At 69.1% G+C, this 17,857-nt stretch carries 16 protein-coding genes and 2 tRNA genes; 15 read left to right on the forward strand and 3 right to left on the reverse strand.

What is annotated here, in order from left to right; translation table 11 throughout:
* The first annotated feature begins 12 nt into the window (after positions 1-12).
* The gene (locus tag ACIPTO_RS13075; protein WP_366313503.1) at positions 13-1,200 is read left to right on the forward strand and encodes a PP2C family protein-serine/threonine phosphatase; all 1,188 of its coding nucleotides are present in this window, start codon (positions 13-15) and stop codon (positions 1,198-1,200) included.
* A complete protein-coding gene (locus tag ACIPTO_RS13080; protein ID WP_401191348.1) occupies positions 1,197-1,676 on the forward strand; it encodes an HD domain-containing protein in 480 nt (159 codons plus the stop codon). Before ACIPTO_RS13075 ends, ACIPTO_RS13080 begins: the two co-directional genes overlap by 4 nt.
* A 10-nt stretch (positions 1,677-1,686) precedes the next feature.
* On the opposite strand, the gene ACIPTO_RS13085 is transcribed toward ACIPTO_RS13080, so the two are convergent.
* On the reverse strand, positions 1,687-2,808 hold the full coding sequence (locus ACIPTO_RS13085; RefSeq protein WP_401191350.1) for an acyltransferase family protein: 1,122 nt from the start codon (positions 2,806-2,808) through the stop codon (positions 1,687-1,689).
* A 305-nt stretch (positions 2,809-3,113) separates the two neighbouring features.
* Between ACIPTO_RS13085 and ACIPTO_RS13090 the strand changes: the two genes are divergently transcribed.
* Positions 3,114-3,308 (forward strand): hypothetical protein, encoded by a 195-nt coding sequence (locus ACIPTO_RS13090; RefSeq protein WP_026178055.1) that lies wholly within the window; start codon positions 3,114-3,116, stop codon positions 3,306-3,308.
* A gap of 62 nt (positions 3,309-3,370) precedes the next feature.
* Here the strand turns inward: ACIPTO_RS13090 and ACIPTO_RS13095 are convergent.
* A tRNA-Gly gene (locus tag ACIPTO_RS13095) sits at positions 3,371-3,444 on the reverse strand.
* A gap of 164 nt (positions 3,445-3,608) precedes the next feature.
* On the opposite strand from ACIPTO_RS13095, the gene ACIPTO_RS13100 reads away from it, so the two are divergent.
* The 5 genes from ACIPTO_RS13100 (at position 3,609) to clpX (ending at position 8,368) form a co-directional block, all read left to right on the forward strand.
* A tRNA-Pro gene (locus ACIPTO_RS13100) sits at positions 3,609-3,685 on the forward strand.
* 194 nt (positions 3,686-3,879) lie between these two features.
* Positions 3,880-5,250, forward strand: coding sequence for a trigger factor (tig, locus tag ACIPTO_RS13105; protein WP_366313508.1), 1,371 nt, complete (start codon positions 3,880-3,882; stop codon positions 5,248-5,250).
* Between the two features lie 338 nt (positions 5,251-5,588).
* On the forward strand, positions 5,589-6,191 hold the full coding sequence (locus ACIPTO_RS13110; protein ID WP_033285987.1) for an ATP-dependent Clp protease proteolytic subunit: 603 nt from the start codon (positions 5,589-5,591) through the stop codon (positions 6,189-6,191).
* A 49-nt stretch (positions 6,192-6,240) separates the two neighbouring features.
* Positions 6,241-6,921, forward strand: a complete 681-nt coding sequence (locus ACIPTO_RS13115; RefSeq protein WP_366313510.1) for an ATP-dependent Clp protease proteolytic subunit — start codon at positions 6,241-6,243, stop codon at positions 6,919-6,921.
* Positions 6,922-7,081: 160 nt separating this feature from the next.
* The gene (clpX, locus tag ACIPTO_RS13120; protein WP_266768669.1) at positions 7,082-8,368 is read left to right on the forward strand and encodes an ATP-dependent Clp protease ATP-binding subunit ClpX; all 1,287 of its coding nucleotides are present in this window, start codon (positions 7,082-7,084) and stop codon (positions 8,366-8,368) included.
* A gap of 88 nt (positions 8,369-8,456) precedes the next feature.
* On the opposite strand, the gene ACIPTO_RS13125 is transcribed toward clpX, so the two are convergent.
* Positions 8,457-9,455: a hypothetical protein gene (locus ACIPTO_RS13125; protein ID WP_366313512.1), complete on the reverse strand. Its 999-nt coding sequence runs from the start codon at positions 9,453-9,455 to the stop codon at positions 8,457-8,459.
* A gap of 136 nt (positions 9,456-9,591) precedes the next feature.
* Between ACIPTO_RS13125 and ACIPTO_RS13130 the strand changes: the two genes are divergently transcribed.
* The 7 genes from ACIPTO_RS13130 to mreD all read left to right on the forward strand — a co-directional run bounded on the left by ACIPTO_RS13130 (position 9,592) and on the right by mreD (position 17,827).
* Positions 9,592-12,216 carry a valine--tRNA ligase gene (locus tag ACIPTO_RS13130; RefSeq protein ID WP_401191354.1) on the forward strand — a complete coding sequence of 875 codons (2,625 nt, stop codon included), beginning with the start codon at positions 9,592-9,594 and terminating at the stop codon, positions 12,214-12,216.
* A gap of 161 nt (positions 12,217-12,377) precedes the next feature.
* Positions 12,378-13,865: a folylpolyglutamate synthase/dihydrofolate synthase family protein gene (locus tag ACIPTO_RS13135; RefSeq protein WP_366313516.1), complete on the forward strand. Its 1,488-nt coding sequence runs from the start codon at positions 12,378-12,380 to the stop codon at positions 13,863-13,865.
* A gap of 6 nt (positions 13,866-13,871) precedes the next feature.
* A complete protein-coding gene (locus tag ACIPTO_RS13140) occupies positions 13,872-14,237 on the forward strand; it encodes a DUF4233 domain-containing protein (protein WP_366313518.1) in 366 nt (121 codons plus the stop codon).
* A 78-nt stretch (positions 14,238-14,315) separates the two neighbouring features.
* Complete coding sequence (gene ndk / locus ACIPTO_RS13145) at positions 14,316-14,729, forward strand: nucleoside-diphosphate kinase (protein ID WP_366313520.1); 414 nt, start codon at positions 14,316-14,318, stop codon at positions 14,727-14,729.
* A 297-nt stretch (positions 14,730-15,026) separates the two neighbouring features.
* Positions 15,027-16,046: a rod shape-determining protein gene (locus ACIPTO_RS13150; protein WP_019065566.1), complete on the forward strand. Its 1,020-nt coding sequence runs from the start codon at positions 15,027-15,029 to the stop codon at positions 16,044-16,046.
* A 158-nt stretch (positions 16,047-16,204) separates the two neighbouring features.
* The gene (gene mreC / locus ACIPTO_RS13155; protein ID WP_401191357.1) at positions 16,205-17,146 is read left to right on the forward strand and encodes a rod shape-determining protein MreC; all 942 of its coding nucleotides are present in this window, start codon (positions 16,205-16,207) and stop codon (positions 17,144-17,146) included.
* 12 nt (positions 17,147-17,158) lie between these two features.
* Positions 17,159-17,827 carry a rod shape-determining protein MreD gene (gene mreD / locus ACIPTO_RS13160; protein WP_366313525.1) on the forward strand — a complete coding sequence of 223 codons (669 nt, stop codon included), beginning with the start codon at positions 17,159-17,161 and terminating at the stop codon, positions 17,825-17,827.
* Positions 17,828-17,857 lie beyond the last annotated feature (30 nt).

The raw sequence follows: 17,857 nt of genomic DNA on the forward strand, positions 1-17,857 counted from the left end.
GGTCCCGAACTAATGGCAGCAGGACGAGAGCGGCGCGCGGAGGCCGACACGTTCACGGCCCGGTTGAAGAAGCTGGCTCACCGGGTCCGCACCGGCCTGCGCAGAAGTGCCGTCGACTACTTCCGCGGGGACGGCTCGGACTGGGTCGCGCTGGCCGGACTGCTGATCACGATCCCGGTGATCGTGGCCATGACGCTGGCCAACGCGGTGTGGTTCTCGGCCGCCGCGCTGGTCCTGCCGATCGTCGCGGGCGGCCTGCTGCTGCGCCCCGCGAGCCTGCTCGGCCTGTACGCGGCGGCGGCCACCGGTCTGATCGTGGAGTCGGTGAAGCTCGGCCCGTACACCGAGGGCCCGGCGCGGGTGACCCCGGGCGTGGTGCTCGTGGTGGCCGCGTGCGGTTTCTTCGGGCTGCTGATCGCGCAGTTCCGCAGCCGGGTGGGCGTGCCCTGGCGGCGCGGCGGCACCATGCTCTTCGACCTCCGCGAGCGGATCCGGGTGCAGAGCAAGCTGCCCCAGCTCCCGCAGGGCTGGCACCGGGAGATGGCGCTGCGTCCCGCGGGCGGCCAGTCGTTCTCCGGGGACTTCGTGGTCGCGGCCCGCACGAACGGTGGTCGGACCATGGAGGTGGTCCTCACGGACGTCTCCGGCAAGGGCATGGACGCGGGCTCCCGCGCCCTGCTCCTGTCCGGCGCCTTCGGCGGCCTGCTCGGCTCGCTGCCCCCGCACGCGTTCCTGCCCGCCGCCAACGGCTACCTGCTGCGCCAGGACTGGGACGAGGGCTTCGCGACCTCGATCCACCTCGTCCTGGACCTCGACTCCGGCGACTACGAACTCTTCTCCGCGGGCCACCCGCCGGGCCTCCAGCTCAGCGCCGGCAGCGGACGCTGGGAGGAGAAGGCGGCCGAAGGGCCCCTGCTCGGCGTGTACGACGGCGCCCAGTTCGACCCCGTGAAGGGATCGCTGCGGCCCGGGGACGTGCTGATGCTGTTCACGGACGGCCTGGTGGAGACCTCCGACCGGGACATCGTCGAGGGCATCGACCGTCTCACCGGCGAGGCCGACCGCTATGTGGCCGGCGGCTTCCACGGCGCCGCCTGGCACCTCATCGAGGCGGTCGCCAAGGACGTCAACGACGACCGGGCCCTGCTGCTGGTGTGCCGCGAGGGACCGACCGCCGCGGCCCAGGCGCTGCCCCGGTGACCGCGCACCTCACCGAGGCCGAGGTCGAGACCCTGGCCCGGGCCGCCCACGAGGGCCAGACCGACAAGGCGGGACGGCCCTACGCCGAGCACCTCCGGGCGGTGGCCGAGGGGGTCCGGCTGCGGGGCGGGGACGCCGAACAGATCGCGGCGGCCTGGCTGCACGACTCCGTGGAGGACGACGCGCTCACCGAGCGGTGGCTGCGCGAGGCCGCGCTGAGCCGTCGTACGAAGGACATCGTGCTCGCGGTCACCAAGCGGGCGGGGGAGTCCCCGGAGGCGTACGCCGAGCGGGTGCTCGCGACCCCCGGCGCGCTGCTGGTGAAGGAGGCGGACCTGGCGCACAACGCGGACCCGGCCCGCCTCGCGGTCCTCGACGGGCCGACCCGGCGGCGGCTGACCGAGAAGTACGCACGGATGCGCGCGCTCCTCGGCCTGGCCGGCACCGGCCAGCTCCACGGCCAAGCCCCCGACTAGGCCTCCCTGCCTAGGCGTTGACCTTCTCCCGCACCACGGGCTGCTCCAACTGCTCCCGCTCCCGGGCCAGTTGGACCGCGTCCCGCTTGAACGCCCAGTCCATGCCCGGCTCGATCACGAAGCGGAACACCCGGCGTACGGGCGGGGTGCACAGCAGGGTGACGACCGTGGCCGCGAGGACGGTCACCAGGGCGACACCGTACGGCCGGTGCAGCCAGGCGTGGTCGAACAGGCCCGCGTAACCGGCCCCCTTGATCACGAAGCCGTGCAGCAGATAGCCGTACAGGGTGCCCGCGCCGAGCGCCGTGAACCAAGTCCGCCGGCTCGGCACCCAGGAGTAGAAACCGGCGGTCAGCAGCAGCGAGCAGCCGAACATCGCGAGCATCATCACCGGCCCCACCCACCAGGGCGCGGCGAACTCCTGCGCGGAGTCGTGGTGGTAGAACCAGCTCGCGTTCATCCGCGGCACCGCCCAGTAGCCGAGGACCACCGCGCTCGCGAACACCGGCACCGCCAGGACCCGCGTCCCGCGCCGCCGCACCCACTGGAAGTGCTCGGGCCGCAGGACGAGACCGAGCACGAAGTACGGCAGGAACTGGGCCGTCCGCTGCAGGTCGAAGTCGTCGGTCAGCTCCGGGGTGCAGGAGGCGAGCATGGCGATGCCGAGGGCGACCGCCAGCGGGTGCCGGACCAGTTTCCAGATCGGGGTGGTCAGCCGCCAGATGAACAACGAGCAGAGGAACCAGGTGAGATACAGCGGGTCGAGCAGGGTGATCTTCTGGTGCGGGTCGTCGTTGGCGTAGCGGCTGAAGAGCGAGTACGCGATCTCGAAGAGGACGTACGGCACCGCGACGCCGGTGAGGAGACGCTTCAGACGGGCCGGCCGCATGTCGAAACTGCGCGAGAAATAGCCGGAGATGACGATGAACGCCGGCATGTGGAAGGCGTACACGACCATGTACAGCCCCTGGAGCACTCTGCTGTCGCCCTTGAGCGGCTCCCAGGAGTGCCCGATGGCGACCAGCAGGATCGCCAGGTACTTCGCGTTGTCGAAGAACGCGTCGCGCGGTGTGGTCTGTTCGTTCTGTTTGCTCTGTTCGTTCTGGCCCGCGGGCGTGTCAGCGTGGAACATCTGAGGCACCCTAGCGTTGCCCGCGGGAATCGGTGAAACCATCGAGCGCGCGTCCGGAATCTCTTCAATATGTCACGATTCATCCCGACCAAAAGGCGCAAAAGGGCACCCGAGAAAAGCCCGTTCGTGTGCGTGTGCCAATTATTCGAACGACCTGCGAACGCGTCTCTTCCGAACCTTTGCAACCAACGATGCGTCACCCGCCGCATACGTGGGCCGCGTTGGTGGCACGATGGACCTGGCGGGGGTGCGCGGGGTCGCGTCCCCGGGCCGGGAGAGCGGACCGACCGAGGGTGTGATCAGTTGTGGCCATTTCACTGTCTGTGGTGCTGCTGTTGGCGATCATCCTGGTGGTGTTGATCCGAGGGGGATCGATCAAGGCGGGCCCAGCCATAGTCGCCATCCTCTTCGGCTTCTTCCTCGCCTCGACCGGCATGGCACCGTCCATCAACCGGTTCCTGAACTCGATAGCGGAGACGATCAACTCGATCAGCTTCTGAGTCGTGACAACGACTCAGGGCCAGGCCGGGGAGTCATCCACCGGGCCTGGCCCTGAACTGCCTGGAGCGGGCGACGGGAATCGAACCCGCGTAGCTAGTTTGGAAGACTAGTGCTCTACCATTGAGCTACGCCCGCACATGACGCGCCGCAGGTCAGACGACCGCGGCACAGAGAGCATCGTAGCGGGTCGGGTGCCCTCCGCGCACACCCCGTTCCCCACGCCCCGCCCGGCACCCCGGTGCCCGTGAAATGCGGCGGCTCCACCGCCTGCGGGCATGTACCCTACGTGTCGCACCAGACGGGGTGTGGCGCAGCTTGGTAGCGCGTCCGCTTTGGGAGCGGAAGGCCGTGGGTTCAAATCCCGCCACCCCGACCACCTGCCGGACCTCCGGGACCGGTATCACACCAGTACCTCGCGCGATCGCCTTTTGGGGCGTCCTGCCGCTGCGGCTACTATGCAAGCTGCGCGCCCGTGTGTCTCTCACACTCTGAAGTCCTCCGGGCGACCAGAAACCGCCGGACCTGTCTGGGTCCGCAAACCAAGAAGTCAGCCCCCAAGGAGACCGAACCGTGAAGAGCGCCGTGGAGACCCTGAACCCGACCCGGGTTCGGCTCAGCATCGAGGTGCCCTTCGAGGAGCTCAAGGACAGCCTCGACGCGGCGTACAAGAAGATCAACCAGCAGGTCACGGTGAAGGGCTTCCGGAAGGGCAAGATCCCGGCGCGCGTCATCGACCAGCGGTTCGGCCGCGGTGCGGTCCTGGAGGAGGCCGTCAACGACGCGCTTCCGAAGTTCTACACCGAGGCGGTCAACGAGGCCGAGCTCAACGTCCTGGGCCAGCCCGAGGTCGACATCACGGACCTGAAGGACGGCGAGACGCTGAACTTCACCGCCGAGGTCGACATCCGCCCGGCCATCGAGATCCCGGACTACTCCGGCATCGAGGTCGAGGTCGACGCCGTCGAGGTCAGCGAAGAGGACATCGACACCTCTGTCGAGCAGCTCCGCGAGCGCTTCGCCTCGACCTCCCCGGTCGAGCGCGCCGCCGCCGAGGGTGACGTCCTCACCCTCGACCTGGAGGCCAAGGTCGACGGCGAGGTCCTGGAGGACGGCGTCGCCGAGGGCGTCTCCTACACCATCGGTTCCGGCGAGCTGCTCGACGGCATCGACGAGGCCGTGACGGGCCTGGAGGCCGGTGGCGAGGCCACCTTCGCCTCCGAGCTCAAGGGCGGCTCCGCGGCCGGCCGCGAGGCCCAGGTCACCGTCAAGGTCACCCAGGTCGCCGCTCGCGAACTGCCCGCGCTGGACGACGAGTTCGCTCAGCTCGCCTCGGAGTTCGACACCCTGGAGGAGCTGCGCGCCGACAGCCGCAAGCGCCTCGAGAACATGAAGCAGTACGACCAGGCCACGCAGGCCCAGGAGCGCGTCCTGGAGAAGCTGCTGGAGCTCGTCGAGGTGCCCGTCCCCGAGAAGCTGCTCGAGGACGAGATCAACACCCGCAAGCACAACCTGGAGCACCACCAGCTCGGTCAGATGGGCCTCGACCTCGAGAAGTACCTCGAGATCCAGGGCAAGACGGCCGAGGAGTTCGACGCCGAGACCAAGGAAGCCGCGGTCAAGGGCATCAAGACGCAGTTCGTCCTGGACGAGCTCGTCAACAAGGAGAAGCTGAACGTCAACCAGGAGGAGCTCACCGAGCACCTCATGCGCCGCGCGGCCTCCTCCGGCATGTCCCCCGACCAGTTCGCCCAGGCGGTCGTCGAGGGCGGCCAGGTTCCGCTCCTGGTCGGCGAGGTCGCCCGCGGCAAGGCCCTGGCCGTCGTCGTCGAGGCCGCCACGGTCAAGGACACCAACGGCGAGGTCGTGGACCTGGACGACGAGGAGGAGGCCACCGAGGCCGCCGAGTCGACCGAGGCCGCCGAGGAGCCGACCGAGGCGTAAGCAGTCGCACACGAGGGCCCCGGGGACGTCTAACCCCGGGGCCCTCTTGTCGTACGCCCCCCGGACGCGGGCCGAAGGGGCGCGGGGAACCGCGCGACGAGCCCCCGCCCGTTCGCGGCCCGAGGCGACCGCACCCACCCCCACCGCGGGGAATCCGCTCAGGCCAGCGGGGCGCATGCGCTGACAGCGAACAGTTCCCTTTGCGGGATTCCCCGGAGGGACCCGCGCGTTAGGGTCCATGAATACGAGGGCAGGGGAGTCTCCGTTGCCCTCGGCAGTACACGTGAGACGGCCCGGCGCCGTCGTAAAGACGAGCAGGTGGATACGTGACGAATCTGATGCCTACAGCCGCCGGCGAGCCCTCCATCGGTGGCCTCGGCGACCAGGTCTACAACCGACTGCTCGGTGAGCGGATCATCTTCCTCGGCCAGGCGGTCGACGACGACATCGCGAACAAGATCACCGCACAGCTCCTGCTCCTTGCCGCTGACCCCGACAAGGACATCTACCTCTACATCAACAGCCCCGGCGGCTCGATCACGGCCGGCATGGCGATCTACGACACCATGCAGTTCATCAAGAACGACGTGGTGACCATCGCCATGGGCCTCGCCGCCTCCATGGGCCAGTTCCTTCTCAGCGCGGGTACCCCGGGCAAGCGCTTCGCGCTGCCGAACGCCGAGATCCTGATCCACCAGCCCTCCGCCGGCCTGGCCGGTTCGGCCTCCGACATCAAGATCCACGCGGAGCGGCTGCTGCACACCAAGAAGCGCATGGCCGAGCTCACGTCCCAGCACACGGGCCAGAGCATCGAGCAGATCACCCGCGACTCCGACCGCGACCGCTGGTTCGACGCGCTCGAGGCCAAGGAGTACGGCCTCATCGACGACGTGATTCCCACGGCCGCCGGTATGCCGGGCGGCGGCGGTACCGGGGCCTGAGGCCCCAGGACAGCCCCCAGCCGACCGCACAGCCTCTAGGAGAGAGACAGTGAACGACTTCCCCGGCGCCGGCCTGTACGACCGCGCACGCGCCGAATACACGGCTCCCGCCGCCGAGTCCCGTTACGTGATCCCGCGCTTCGTCGAGCGCACCTCGCAGGGCGTCCGCGAGTACGACCCGTACGCGAAGCTCTTCGAGGAGCGCGTGATCTTCCTCGGCGTCCAGATCGACGACGCGTCGGCCAACGACGTCATGGCGCAGCTGCTGTGCCTGGAGTCGATGGACCCCGACCGTGACATCTCCATCTACATCAACAGCCCCGGTGGCTCCTTCACGGCCCTCACCGCGATCTACGACACGATGCAGTTCGTGAAGCCGGACGTCCAGACGGTCTGCATGGGCCAGGCCGCGTCCGCCGCCGCCGTCCTGCTGGCCGCCGGTACGCCGGGCAAGCGCATGGCCCTGCCGAACGCGCGCGTGCTGATCCACCAGCCCTACAGCGAGACGGGCCGGGGCCAGGTCTCCGACCTCGAGATCGCGGCCAACGAGATCCTCCGCATGCGCGGTCAGCTCGAAGACATGCTGGCCAAGCACTCGACGACCCCGCTGGAGAAGATCCGCGAGGACATCGAGCGCGACAAGATCCTCACGGCCGAGGACGCCCTGTCGTACGGCCTGATCGACCAGATCATCTCCACCCGGAAGATGAACAACGCCGACGTCCGCTGACCCGGACCTGTATCGTCCACCACCCCTCGGCACGGTCCACGTGGAAGTGAACCGTGCCAAGGGGGGCCCGAACGGGGGGCCCGGCAAGGTACCGTCGGACATAAGGCAGCACCAGGAGTCGCTGTACCCAGGCGGCTCCCAGGCGAAGGGGAAGCACACCGTGGCACGCATCGGTGACGGCGGCGATCTGCTCAAGTGCTCGTTCTGCGGCAAGAGCCAGAAGCAGGTCAAGAAGCTCATCGCAGGGCCCGGTGTGTACATCTGCGACGAGTGCATCGACCTCTGCAACGAGATCATCGAGGAAGAACTCGCGGAGACGAGCGAGGTCCGCTGGGAGGAACTCCCCAAGCCCCGCGAGATCTACGAGTTCCTCGAGGGATACGTCGTCGGCCAGGAGTCGGCGAAGAAGGCACTCTCGGTCGCGGTGTACAACCACTACAAGCGCGTCCAGGCCGGTGAGAACGGCGGCGGCCAGAGCCGCGAGGACGCCATCGAGCTGGCGAAGTCCAACATCCTGCTGCTCGGCCCCACGGGCTCGGGCAAGACCCTCCTCGCGCAGACCCTGGCCCGCATGCTGAACGTGCCGTTCGCGATCGCCGACGCGACCGCGCTCACGGAGGCGGGCTACGTAGGCGAGGACGTCGAGAACATCCTGCTGAAGCTCATCCAGGCCGCCGACTACGACGTCAAGAAGGCCGAGACGGGCATCATCTACATCGACGAGATCGACAAGGTCGCCCGGAAGAGCGAGAACCCGTCGATCACGCGTGACGTGAGCGGAGAGGGCGTCCAGCAGGCCCTGTTGAAGATCCTGGAGGGCACCACGGCCTCCGTCCCGCCGCAGGGCGGCCGGAAGCACCCGCACCAGGAGTTCATCCAGATCGACACGACGAACGTCCTGTTCATCGTGGGCGGTGCCTTCGCGGGCCTGGAGAAACTCATCGAGTCCAGGGCCGGCGCCAAGGGCATCGGCTTCGGGGCGACGATCCGCTCCAAGCGGGAGCTGCAGTCCAAGGACCAGTTCGAGGACGTCATGCCCGAGGACCTGGTCAAGTTCGGCATGATCCCCGAGTTCATCGGGCGTCTCCCCGTCATCACCTCGGTCCACAACCTGGACCGCGAGGCCCTGCTCCAGATCCTCATCGAGCCGCGCAACGCACTCGTCAAGCAGTACGAGCGCCTCTTCGAACTCGACGGCGTGGAGCTGGACTTCGAGCGCGAGGCGCTGGAGGCCATCGCCGACCAGGCCATCCTCCGCCAGACCGGTGCCCGCGGCCTGCGCGCCATCATGGAGGAAGTCCTCCAGGGCGTCATGTACGAGGTCCCGTCCCGCAAGGACGTGGCCCGGGTCGTCATCACGGCGGACGTCGTCCTGTCGAACGTCAACCCGACCCTGATCCCGCGCGACGCGCGCGGCCGGGGCCCGGGGGAGCAGAAGACGGCGTAACAGCCTTACCGGGCAAGGTACTTGCCACCACACGAAGGGCGCCCGGTCCTCAACGGACCGGGCGCCCTTCGTTGTCGAGTCCCCGAGGTCAGATCTTGACCCGGACTTCCTTGCGCAGCTTGGTCGTCATGGAGACGGCGGTGTCCTTGGACACGTCGGCCGTGTTGTCGCCGGGGGAGACCATCGCGATGGTGCTGTAGTCGGCCCAGGCGCAGAACCAGTCGGTCTGCGTCTTCTTGGTCACCTGGTTGGTGCCCTTGGCCGCCTGGCACTTCATGACCGCGCCGTCCACGTCGACCGACTCGGGGTCACCGACCAGCTTGCTGCCGCCCGAGGAACTGCTGGAGGAGCCGCTCTGGTCGACGTCCTTCTGGATGTCCGCGAAGAACGCGTCCAGGGCCTTCTGCGGATCGGCGATCTTGCCGTAGGCGCCGATGAGGGAGATGCCCTTGGCGGTGAGCAGTTCGGACGCGCTGGGCGCGGTGGACGGGTCGCTCGGGTCGTAGCCGCTGAGGTCGGCGGTCGAGTAGGCGCCGAAGACGGCGGTGCCGTTCTTGACGCCGCTCTTCTCCAGGTCCTTCACGGTCGAGGAGCCGCTGTCGCTGGTTTCGCCGTCCTTGGTCGCCCGGTTGTAGTCGCCGAGCACCTTCGCCGGGGTCGTCAGCTTGTGGGCACCGTCGTCCGAGAGACCGGAGGACCCGGTGTACCCGAGGACGAAGTACACGCCCACGCCGATGGCGGCCAGGACCGCCACCCCGCCGATGATGAGCCCGGTCCTCTTCTTCCCGCCGGGCGCCGGGGGCTGCGGAACACCGTACGGGGCCTGCCCGTAAGGGGGTTGGCCGTAGGGCTGCTGGCCGTACGGCTGCTGCGGCTGGCCGTAGGGGCCCTGCTGCGGGACGCCCTGCGGGGGCTGCGGGTAGCCGTAGCCGGGCTGGGCGGGGGGAGCCTGCTGGGGGTAGCCGTAGCCGGGCTGAGGCGCGCCCTGCGGCGCCTGCTGGGGAGGCTGCCCGTAGGGGCCCGGCTGACCGTACGGTCCGGGCTGCTGAGGCTGCCCGTCGTACGGGCCCGGCTGGTTGTAGCTCATTTCTGGGTTCCCCTCCAGGTGCTTATGTGTTCCCGACATCCTGACCCAGTCACAGGAAGCGCAGAGCATCGGGGGCCGCACCGTTACAGAACAAACGCGTTTCGGGACACCCCCGCGACACCCCTAAACTGGGCCCGTGACCGAGAACGCTCAGCAGCAGCCACCAGCGCCCGACTCCGAACTGCCGACCCAGTACGCGCCGGCCGATGTAGAGGGGCCGCTGTACGAGCGCTGGGTGGAGCGGGGTTACTTCGAGGCGGACGCGAAGAGCGAGAAGCCGCCGTACACCATCGTCATCCCGCCGCCGAACGTCACGGGCTCGCTCCACCTGGGGCACGCCTTCGAGCACACGCTCATCGACGCCCTCACGCGCCGCAAGCGCATGCAGGGGTACGAGACGCTGTGGCAGCCCGGCATGGACCACGCCGGCATCGCCACGCAGAACGTCGTCGAGCGCGAGCTGGGCAAGGAGGGCAAGTCCCGGCACGACCTGGGCCGTGAGGCCTTCGTCGAGCGCGTCTGGCAGTGGAAGGGCGAGTCCGGCGGCCAGATCTCCGGCCAGATGCGCCGCCTCGGCGACGGTGTCGCGTGGTCGCGCGAGCGCTTCACCATGGACGAGGGCCTCTCCCAGTCCGTCCAGACCATCTTCAAGCGGCTCTACGACGACGAGCTGATCTACCGCGCCGAGCGCATCATCAACTGGTGTCCCCGCTGTCTCACCGCGATCTCGGACATCGAGGTCGAGTACCAGGACGACGACGGCGAGCTGGTCTCCATGAAGTACGGCGACGGGGACGAGACCATCGTCGTCGCCACGACCCGCGCCGAGACCATGCTCGGTGACACGGCCGTCGCCGTTCACCCCTCGGACGAGCGGTACAAGCACCTCGTCGGCAAGCTCATCCGGCTGCCGCTGACCGACCGTTCCATCCCGGTCGTCGCGGACGAGCACGTCGACCCCGAGTTCGGCACGGGTGCCGTCAAGGTCACCCCGGCCCACGACCCGAACGACTTCGAGATCGGCCAGCGGCACGACCTCCCGGCCATCACGGTCATGGACGAGCACGCCGTCATCACCGTCCCCGGCCCCTTCCAGGGCCAGGACCGCCTGGAAGCCCGCTCGGCGATCGTCGCCGCGCTGCGCGCCGAGGGCCGGATCGTCGCCGAGAAGCGGCCCTACGTCCACTCGGTCGGCCACTGCTCGCGCTGCAAGACGACCATCGAGCCGCGGCTGTCCATGCAGTGGTGGGTCAAGGTCGCCCCCCTCGCGAAGGCGGCCGGCGACGCGGTCCGTGACGGCCGGGTCAGGATCCACCCGCAGGAGATGGAGAAGCGCTACTTCGACTGGGTCGACAACCTCCACGACTGGTGCATCTCACGGCAGTTGTGGTGGGGCCACCGCATCCCGGTCTGGTACGGCCCGAACGGCGAGGTCGTCTGCGTCGGCCCCGACGACGCGGCCCCCACGGGTGAGGGCTGGCACCAGGACACCGACGTCCTCGACACCTGGTTCTCCTCCGGCCTGTGGCCGTTCTCCACGCTCGGCTGGCCCGAACGGACCGAGTCGCTCGCGAAGTTCTACCCGAACTCCGTCCTGGTCACCGGCTACGACATCCTCTTCTTCTGGGTCGCCCGGATGATGATGTTCGGCCTCTACGCGATGGACGGCACCCCGCCGTTCCACACCATCGCCCTGCACGGCATGGTCCGCGACCAGTTCGGCAAGAAGATGTCCAAGTCCTTCGGGAACGCGGTCAACCCGCTCGACTGGATGGACAAGTACGGCTCCGACGCGCTCCGCTTCACCCTCGCGCGCGGCGCCAACCCGGGCGTCGACGTCCCGATCGGCGAGGACTGGGTCCAGGGCTCCCGCAACTTCGCCAACAAGCTCTGGAACGCGACCCGTTTCGCCCTCATGAACGGCGCGACGGTCGAGGGCGACCTGCCCGACGCGTCGGAGATGTCGGCGACGGACCGCTGGATCCTGTCCCGGCTGAACTCCACGGTCGCCGAAGTCGACGCGCTCTACGAGGACTACCAGTTCGCGAAGCTCTCCGACGCGCTGTTCCACTTCGCGTGGGACGAGGTCTTCGACTGGTACGTCGAGCTGTCGAAGACGACGTTCATGGCGGGCGGCGAGCCGGCGAAGGTCTCCGGCCGCGTCCTGGGCGAGGTCCTCGACGTCACCCTCAAGCTCCTGCACCCGATCGTCCCGTTCGTCACGGAGACCCTCTGGACGACGCTGACGGGCGGCGAGTCGGTCGTCATCGCCGACTGGCCCACCGACAGCGGGTTCCGCGACCCGGCCGCCGAGAAGGAGATCGGGACCCTCCAGCAGGTCATCACCGAGGTCCGCCGTTTCCGCAACGACCAGGGCCTCCAGCCCGGCCAGCGCGTCCCGGCCCGCCTCACGCTGGACGGCACGGCCCTCGCCCCGCACGAGGCCGCCATCCGCCAGCTCCTCCGGCTCCAGCCGGAGGGCGACGCCTTCACGGCCACGGCGACCCTCCCGGTCGGCGGCGCCACGGTCGCCCTCGACCTCTCCGGCACGATCGACATCGCGGCGGAGCGCAAGCGCCTCGCGAAGGACCTCGCCGCCGCCGAGAAGGAGAAGGCCCAGGCGACGGCCAAGCTCGGCAACGAGGCGTTCCTCGCGAAGGCCCCGGACAACGTGGTCGACAAGATCCGCGTCCGCCTCTCCAAGGCCGACGAGGACATCACCCGCATCACGGCCCAGCTGGACGCCCTGCCGGAGGCGTAAGGGTCATGGACGGACGAGGAGCCCCGGTGCCGGCAGGCACCGGGGCCTTCGTCGTCCTGGGGCGCGGGGCCGTATCGGCATGCGGCTCCGCCGGGTGGGCGCGCCCGGCCTCCACCGGGCCCGCAGACGCACCACGACCGAACCTCCGTAGACTGTCCCGTGTGACTGACAGCGACCCGTTCGACGAGATCATCGAGGCCGAGACAGACCGCGACCCCGACCTCGCGGTCATCGAGGCCGGCAGCCGCACCCTCCGGGCCCAGGGCACCGGCGCCCCGCAGGCGGACGTCCCCGGCCGCCCCGAGGACCCCGCCGTGGACAAGGCCCTCCGCGACGTGGAGGCCGAGCTGGCGACCCGCTGGGGCGAGACCAAACTCGAACCCTCCGTCAGCCGCATCGCCGCCCTGATGGACGTCCTCGGCGACCCGCAGCGCTCGTACCCCTCGATCCACATCACGGGCACGAACGGCAAGACCTCCACGGCCCGCATGATCGAGGCCCTCCTCGGCGCCTTCGAGCTGCGCACCGGCCGCTACACCTCGCCCCACGTCCAGTCGATCACCGAACGCATCAGCCTCGACGGCGCCCCGATCTCCGCCGAGCGCTTCATCGAGACGTACGAGGACATCAAGCCGTACGTCGGGATGGTGGACGCGCAGCAGGAGTTCCGGCTGTCGTTCTTCGAGGTGCTGACCGGCATGGCGTACGCGGCGTTCGCGGACGCGCCCGTCGACGTGGCCGTCGTCGAGGTCGGCATGGGCGGCACCTGGGACGCCACGAACGTCATCGACGCCACCGTGGCGGTGGTCACCCCCATCGACCTCGACCACACCGACCGGCTCGGCGGGACGACCGGTGAGATCGCCACGGAGAAGGCCGGCATCGTCAAGCAGGACGCGACCGTCATCCTGGCGCAGCAGCCGGTGGACGCGGCGCAGGTGCTGCTGAAGAAGGCGGTGGAGGTGGACGCGACCGTGGCTCGGGAAGGCCTTGAGTTCGGGGTCGTGTCCCGGCAGGTCGCCGTCGGCGGGCAGCTGCTCACCCTGCGCGGGCTCGGCGGGGAGTACGAGGAGGTCTTCCTCCCCCTGCACGGCCCGTACCAGGCGCACAACGCGGCCGTGGCGCTCGCCGCCGTGGAGGCGTTCTTCGGGGTGGGGGCGCAGCGGCCCGATCCGCTCGCCATCGACACCGTGCGGAAGGCCTTCGCGTCCGTGACCTCGCCCGGGCGGCTGGAGGTCGTGCGGCGGTCGCCGACCGTCGTGCTGGACGCGGCGCACAACCCGGCGGGCGCCCGTGCGACCGCCGAGGCGGTGGCGGAGGCGTTCGACTTCAGCCGGCTGATCGGCGTCGTCGGGGCCAGTGGCGACAAGAACGTCCGGGGTGTCCTGGAGGCGTTCGAGCCGATGTTCGCCGAGGTCGTCGTCACCCAGAACTCCAGCCACCGCGCGATGGACGTGGACGAGCTGGCCGCGATCGCCGTCGAGGTGTTCGGCGACGAGCGCGTGCAGGTCGAGCCGCGGCTGCCGGACGCGCTGGAGGCCGCGATCACGCTGGCCGAGGAGGAGGGCGAGTTCGCGGGCGGCGGTGTGCTCGTCACCGGTTCCGTCATCACCGTCGGCGAAGCCCGACTGCTCCTGGGGAGGGGCTGACTTTCCGTGCGTACGCTCTGTTCTTCGACGCTGATCGGCGAGTTCTTCGTGATCGGCTTCGCCGGTCTGGTCGCCATGAAGGATCCGGATCTGACCACCGCCACGGTGTGGACGGTCTGCGGGATCGCCATGTTCCTGTCGGTCGCGCTGTGCGCGGTGGTGACGCGGCCGGGCGGCATCGCGCTCGGCTGGGCGCTGCAGATCGCGCTGGTCGTGTCCGGCTTCGTCGTGCCGTCCATGTTCTTCCTCGGGGCGATCTTCGCGGCCCTGTGGTGGGCGTCGGTGCACTACGGCCGGAAGATCGACGAGGCGAAGGCGAGGTTCGCCGCGCAGGCCGCGCAGACCGACTCCCCTACACCTGACGCTGCGTAATGGGCGCAGGGACACGCCCTGTAGCCTCGGGCCTGTCGTGAGACGTCCCGCACCATCATGATCCGAAGGAGTCCTGTCGTGACCCAGCGCACCCTCGTCCTGCTCAAGCCCGACGCCGTACGTCGTGGCCTGACCGGCGAGATCATCAGCCGCATCGAGCGCAAGGCCGGCTGGCAGATCACCGCGCTGGAGCTGCGCACCCTGGACCAGGACACCCTGGAGCAGCACTACGGCGAGCACAAGGGCAAGCCCTTCTACGAGCCGCTGATGGAGTTCATGGCCTCCGGTCCGGTGCTGGCCCTGATCGTGGAGGGCGACCGGGTCATCGAGGGCGTCCGCCAGCTGGCCGGTCCGACCGACCCGATCGCCGCGGCGCCGGGCTCGATCCGCGGGGACTTCGGTGTCATCGTCCGGGAGAACCTGATCCACGCGTCGGACTCGGAGGAGTCCGCCGAACGCGAGGTGAAGATCTTCTTCCCGGGGCGTTCCTGAATCTCCATCAGTAACCCACATGCCTGACCAGGGACGGCCGCGTTCTTCCGGCCGTCTCTCGGCATATGCGTGCCGATCGTCGGCATATGCGTGCCGATCGGGGGAACGCGTGCCCCCGTTGGGCCGTCTCCACAAGCGAGGCGGCGCCTCACATGCTGACAATGGCGAAGACCCTCGCGCAGTGTTCGTGCAGGCGCGTCTACGATGTAAGCCTTCACGTCACAGCACCCACTTCGCCGACCTGAAAAGCCCTCAAAAGCTCCCAGGAAGGCCAGACGAATCCTGATGGGGAACTCAATGTCGTTCATCGGCCGTGACATGGCTGTCGACCTCGGGACCGCCAACACGCTGGTGTACGTCAGGGGTCGCGGGATCGTACTCAACGAGCCGTCCGTCGTCGCGATCAACACCAACACCGGTGGCATTCTCGCGGTCGGCTCCGAAGCCAAGAAGATGATCGGGCGGACGCCGGGCAACATCGTTGCCGTGCGCCCGCTGAAGGACGGTGTCATCGCCGACTTCGAGATCACCGAGCGCATGCTCCGCTACTTCATCCTGAAGATCCACAAGCGGCGCTATCTGGCCCGCCCCCGCGTCGTCGTCTGCGTGCCCTCGGGCATCACGGGCGTCGAGCGCCGTGCCGTCATCGAGGCGTCGTCCCAGGCCGGCGCCCGCCAGGTGCACATCATCGAGGAGCCCATGGCCGCGGCCATCGGTTCCGGCCTGCCGGTCCACGAGGCCACGGGCAACATGGTGGTGGACATCGGCGGCGGCACCACGGAGGTCGCGGTCATCTCGCTCGGTGGCATCGTCACCGCCCAGTCCATCCGCGTCGCGGGCGACGAGTTGGACAACGCGATCATCCAGCACATCAAGAAGGAGTACTCGCTCCTTCTGGGTGAGCGGACGGCTGAGCAGATCAAGATCACGATCGGTTCCGCGTACGACCTCGACGACGACCAGCACACCGAAATCCGCGGCCGGGACCTGGTCTCCGGTCTGCCCAAGACCGTTGTCATCTCCGCCGGCGAAGTCCGCAAGGCGATCGAAGAGCCCGTCAACGCGATCGTCGACGCGGTGAAGACGACCCTCGACAAGTGCCCGCCGGAGCTGTCCGGCGACATCATGGACCGAGGAATCGTTCTGACCGGCGGCGGAGCCCTGCTGAAGGGCCTGGACGAGCGGCTGCGCCGGGAGACCGGTATGCCGATCCACATCGCCGAGGACCCGCTGGACAGCGTGGCGCTCGGTTCCGGCAAGTGCGTCGAGGAGTTCGAGGCGCTCCAGCAGGTGCTGGACGCCCAGCCGCGCAGATGACGTAACGCTTCGATTCCGCCGTACGGGATGATCTCCTCTCGTGCGGCGGATCGTTGATATGGAGGCATAGGCTCCGTCATGAGCCTCCGCTCACGACCCACCACACCTGCATACCTGTACCTCTGCACATTTCTATGAGGAAGGCACGGCCGCCGCACGTGAGGGACACACGAGAGAGCCGGCTGCTCCTGGTGCTGCTGATCGCCGTAGCGTTCGCGTTGATCACGGTGGACATCCGGGGAGGGCAGGACTCGCCGGTCGAGGGAGCCCGCCGGGCCGCGGCCACCGTGTTCGGTCCGATCGAGAACGGCGTGTCGTCGGCCGTCGACCCGGTGGGTGACGCGGTCTCCGCGGTCCGCGACTCGGGCGAGCGGCACGACCGGCTCGCCGTCCTGGAGAAGGAGAACGCGGCCCTCAAGGCGAAGCTCGGCAGCGACGACCGCAACCGCAGCCGCCTGACCCAGCTCGACACGATGCTGAAGGTGGCCGGCGAGGGCCAGTACGGCATCAAGGGCGCCCAGGTCATCGCGATAGGAGCCGCCCAGAGCTTCTCCTGGACGATCACCATCGACGTCGGCGCCAACGACGGCATCAAGCGCGACATGACCGTCCTCAACGGCAACGGACTCGTCGGCCGGGTCACCACCGTCGGGCCCGACGCCTCCACCGTCCTGCTGGCCAACGACCCCGACTTCACCGTCGGCACCCGCATGGAGGGCAGCGACGAACTCGGCTTCGCCTCCGGCGAGGGCGACGGCCCGCTGCGCGTCGAACTCCTCAACGGCAAGGCCGAGGTGCACAAGGGCGACCGGCTGGTCACCTTCGGCTCGCAGTCCGACAAGCCGTTCGTGCCCGGCGTCCCGGTCGGTGTCGTCTCCCGCGTCGACCCCTCCGGCGGCGGCCTGACCCGCACGCTCTACGTCACGCCGTACGTCAACTTCACCAAGCTCGACATCGTCGGCGTGGTCGTGGAGGCCCCGAAGAAGGACCCGCGTGACACGGTCCTGCCCGCGAAGCCCAAGCCGACCCCGACCCCGACGGTGACCGTCACGGTCACCCCGTCCGCGAACGCGCCGGTCGACGGCCAGCAACAGCAGTAGGAGCTCATCCCCATGCGTGTCAACCGGATCCTCCTCTCCGTGCCGCTGGTCGTCGTCGCCCTGGTGATCCAGGTGAGCGTCCTCGCCCGCCTCCACCTCCCGGGCGCGGTCCCCGACCTGCTGCTCCTCACGGTCCTCGGCCTGGCCATGGTCTACGGCCATGTTGCGGGCGCCCTCATCGGCTTCGGCGCGGGCCTCCTCGCCGACCTGGCCCCGCCCGCCGACCACGCGGCCGGCCGGTACGCCCTCGTCCTGTGCGTCATCGGCTACCTCGCGGGCCTGGCCAAGCCGGAGAACGGCCGCCTGAAGTCGGCGACCGGCCCGATGGCCGTCGTGGTCGCCGCCGCGATCGGCGCCACCCTGCTCTACGCCGGTGTCGGCGCCCTCGTCGGCGACACCGCCGCCCGCCATGTCGGCCTGGTCAGCCTGCTGTTCACGGCCTCGCTGTACGACCTGCTGCTCGCCCCGTTCGTGGTCCCCGGGATCATGGCGCTGGCCCGGCGCGCCGACAACGACCCGCTCGCGGAGACGAACGCGGCCAAGTCGGCCGACATCTCCTCGGGCTGGCTCTCCTCCGGCACCGGGCTGCGGATCGGCGGCCAGCGCGGCGGCCTGAAGCTGAAGACCGCGCGCGCCCGGGTGGCCCGCGCGGGACGTATCAAGGGGGTCAAGAGGCTTTGATCTCCTGGGAGTCGGCGTACCGCCTCACAG

It is taken from the genome of Streptomyces sp. NPDC090083, from assembly GCF_044747445.1.
Lineage (GTDB): Bacteria > Actinomycetota > Actinomycetes > Streptomycetales > Streptomycetaceae > Streptomyces.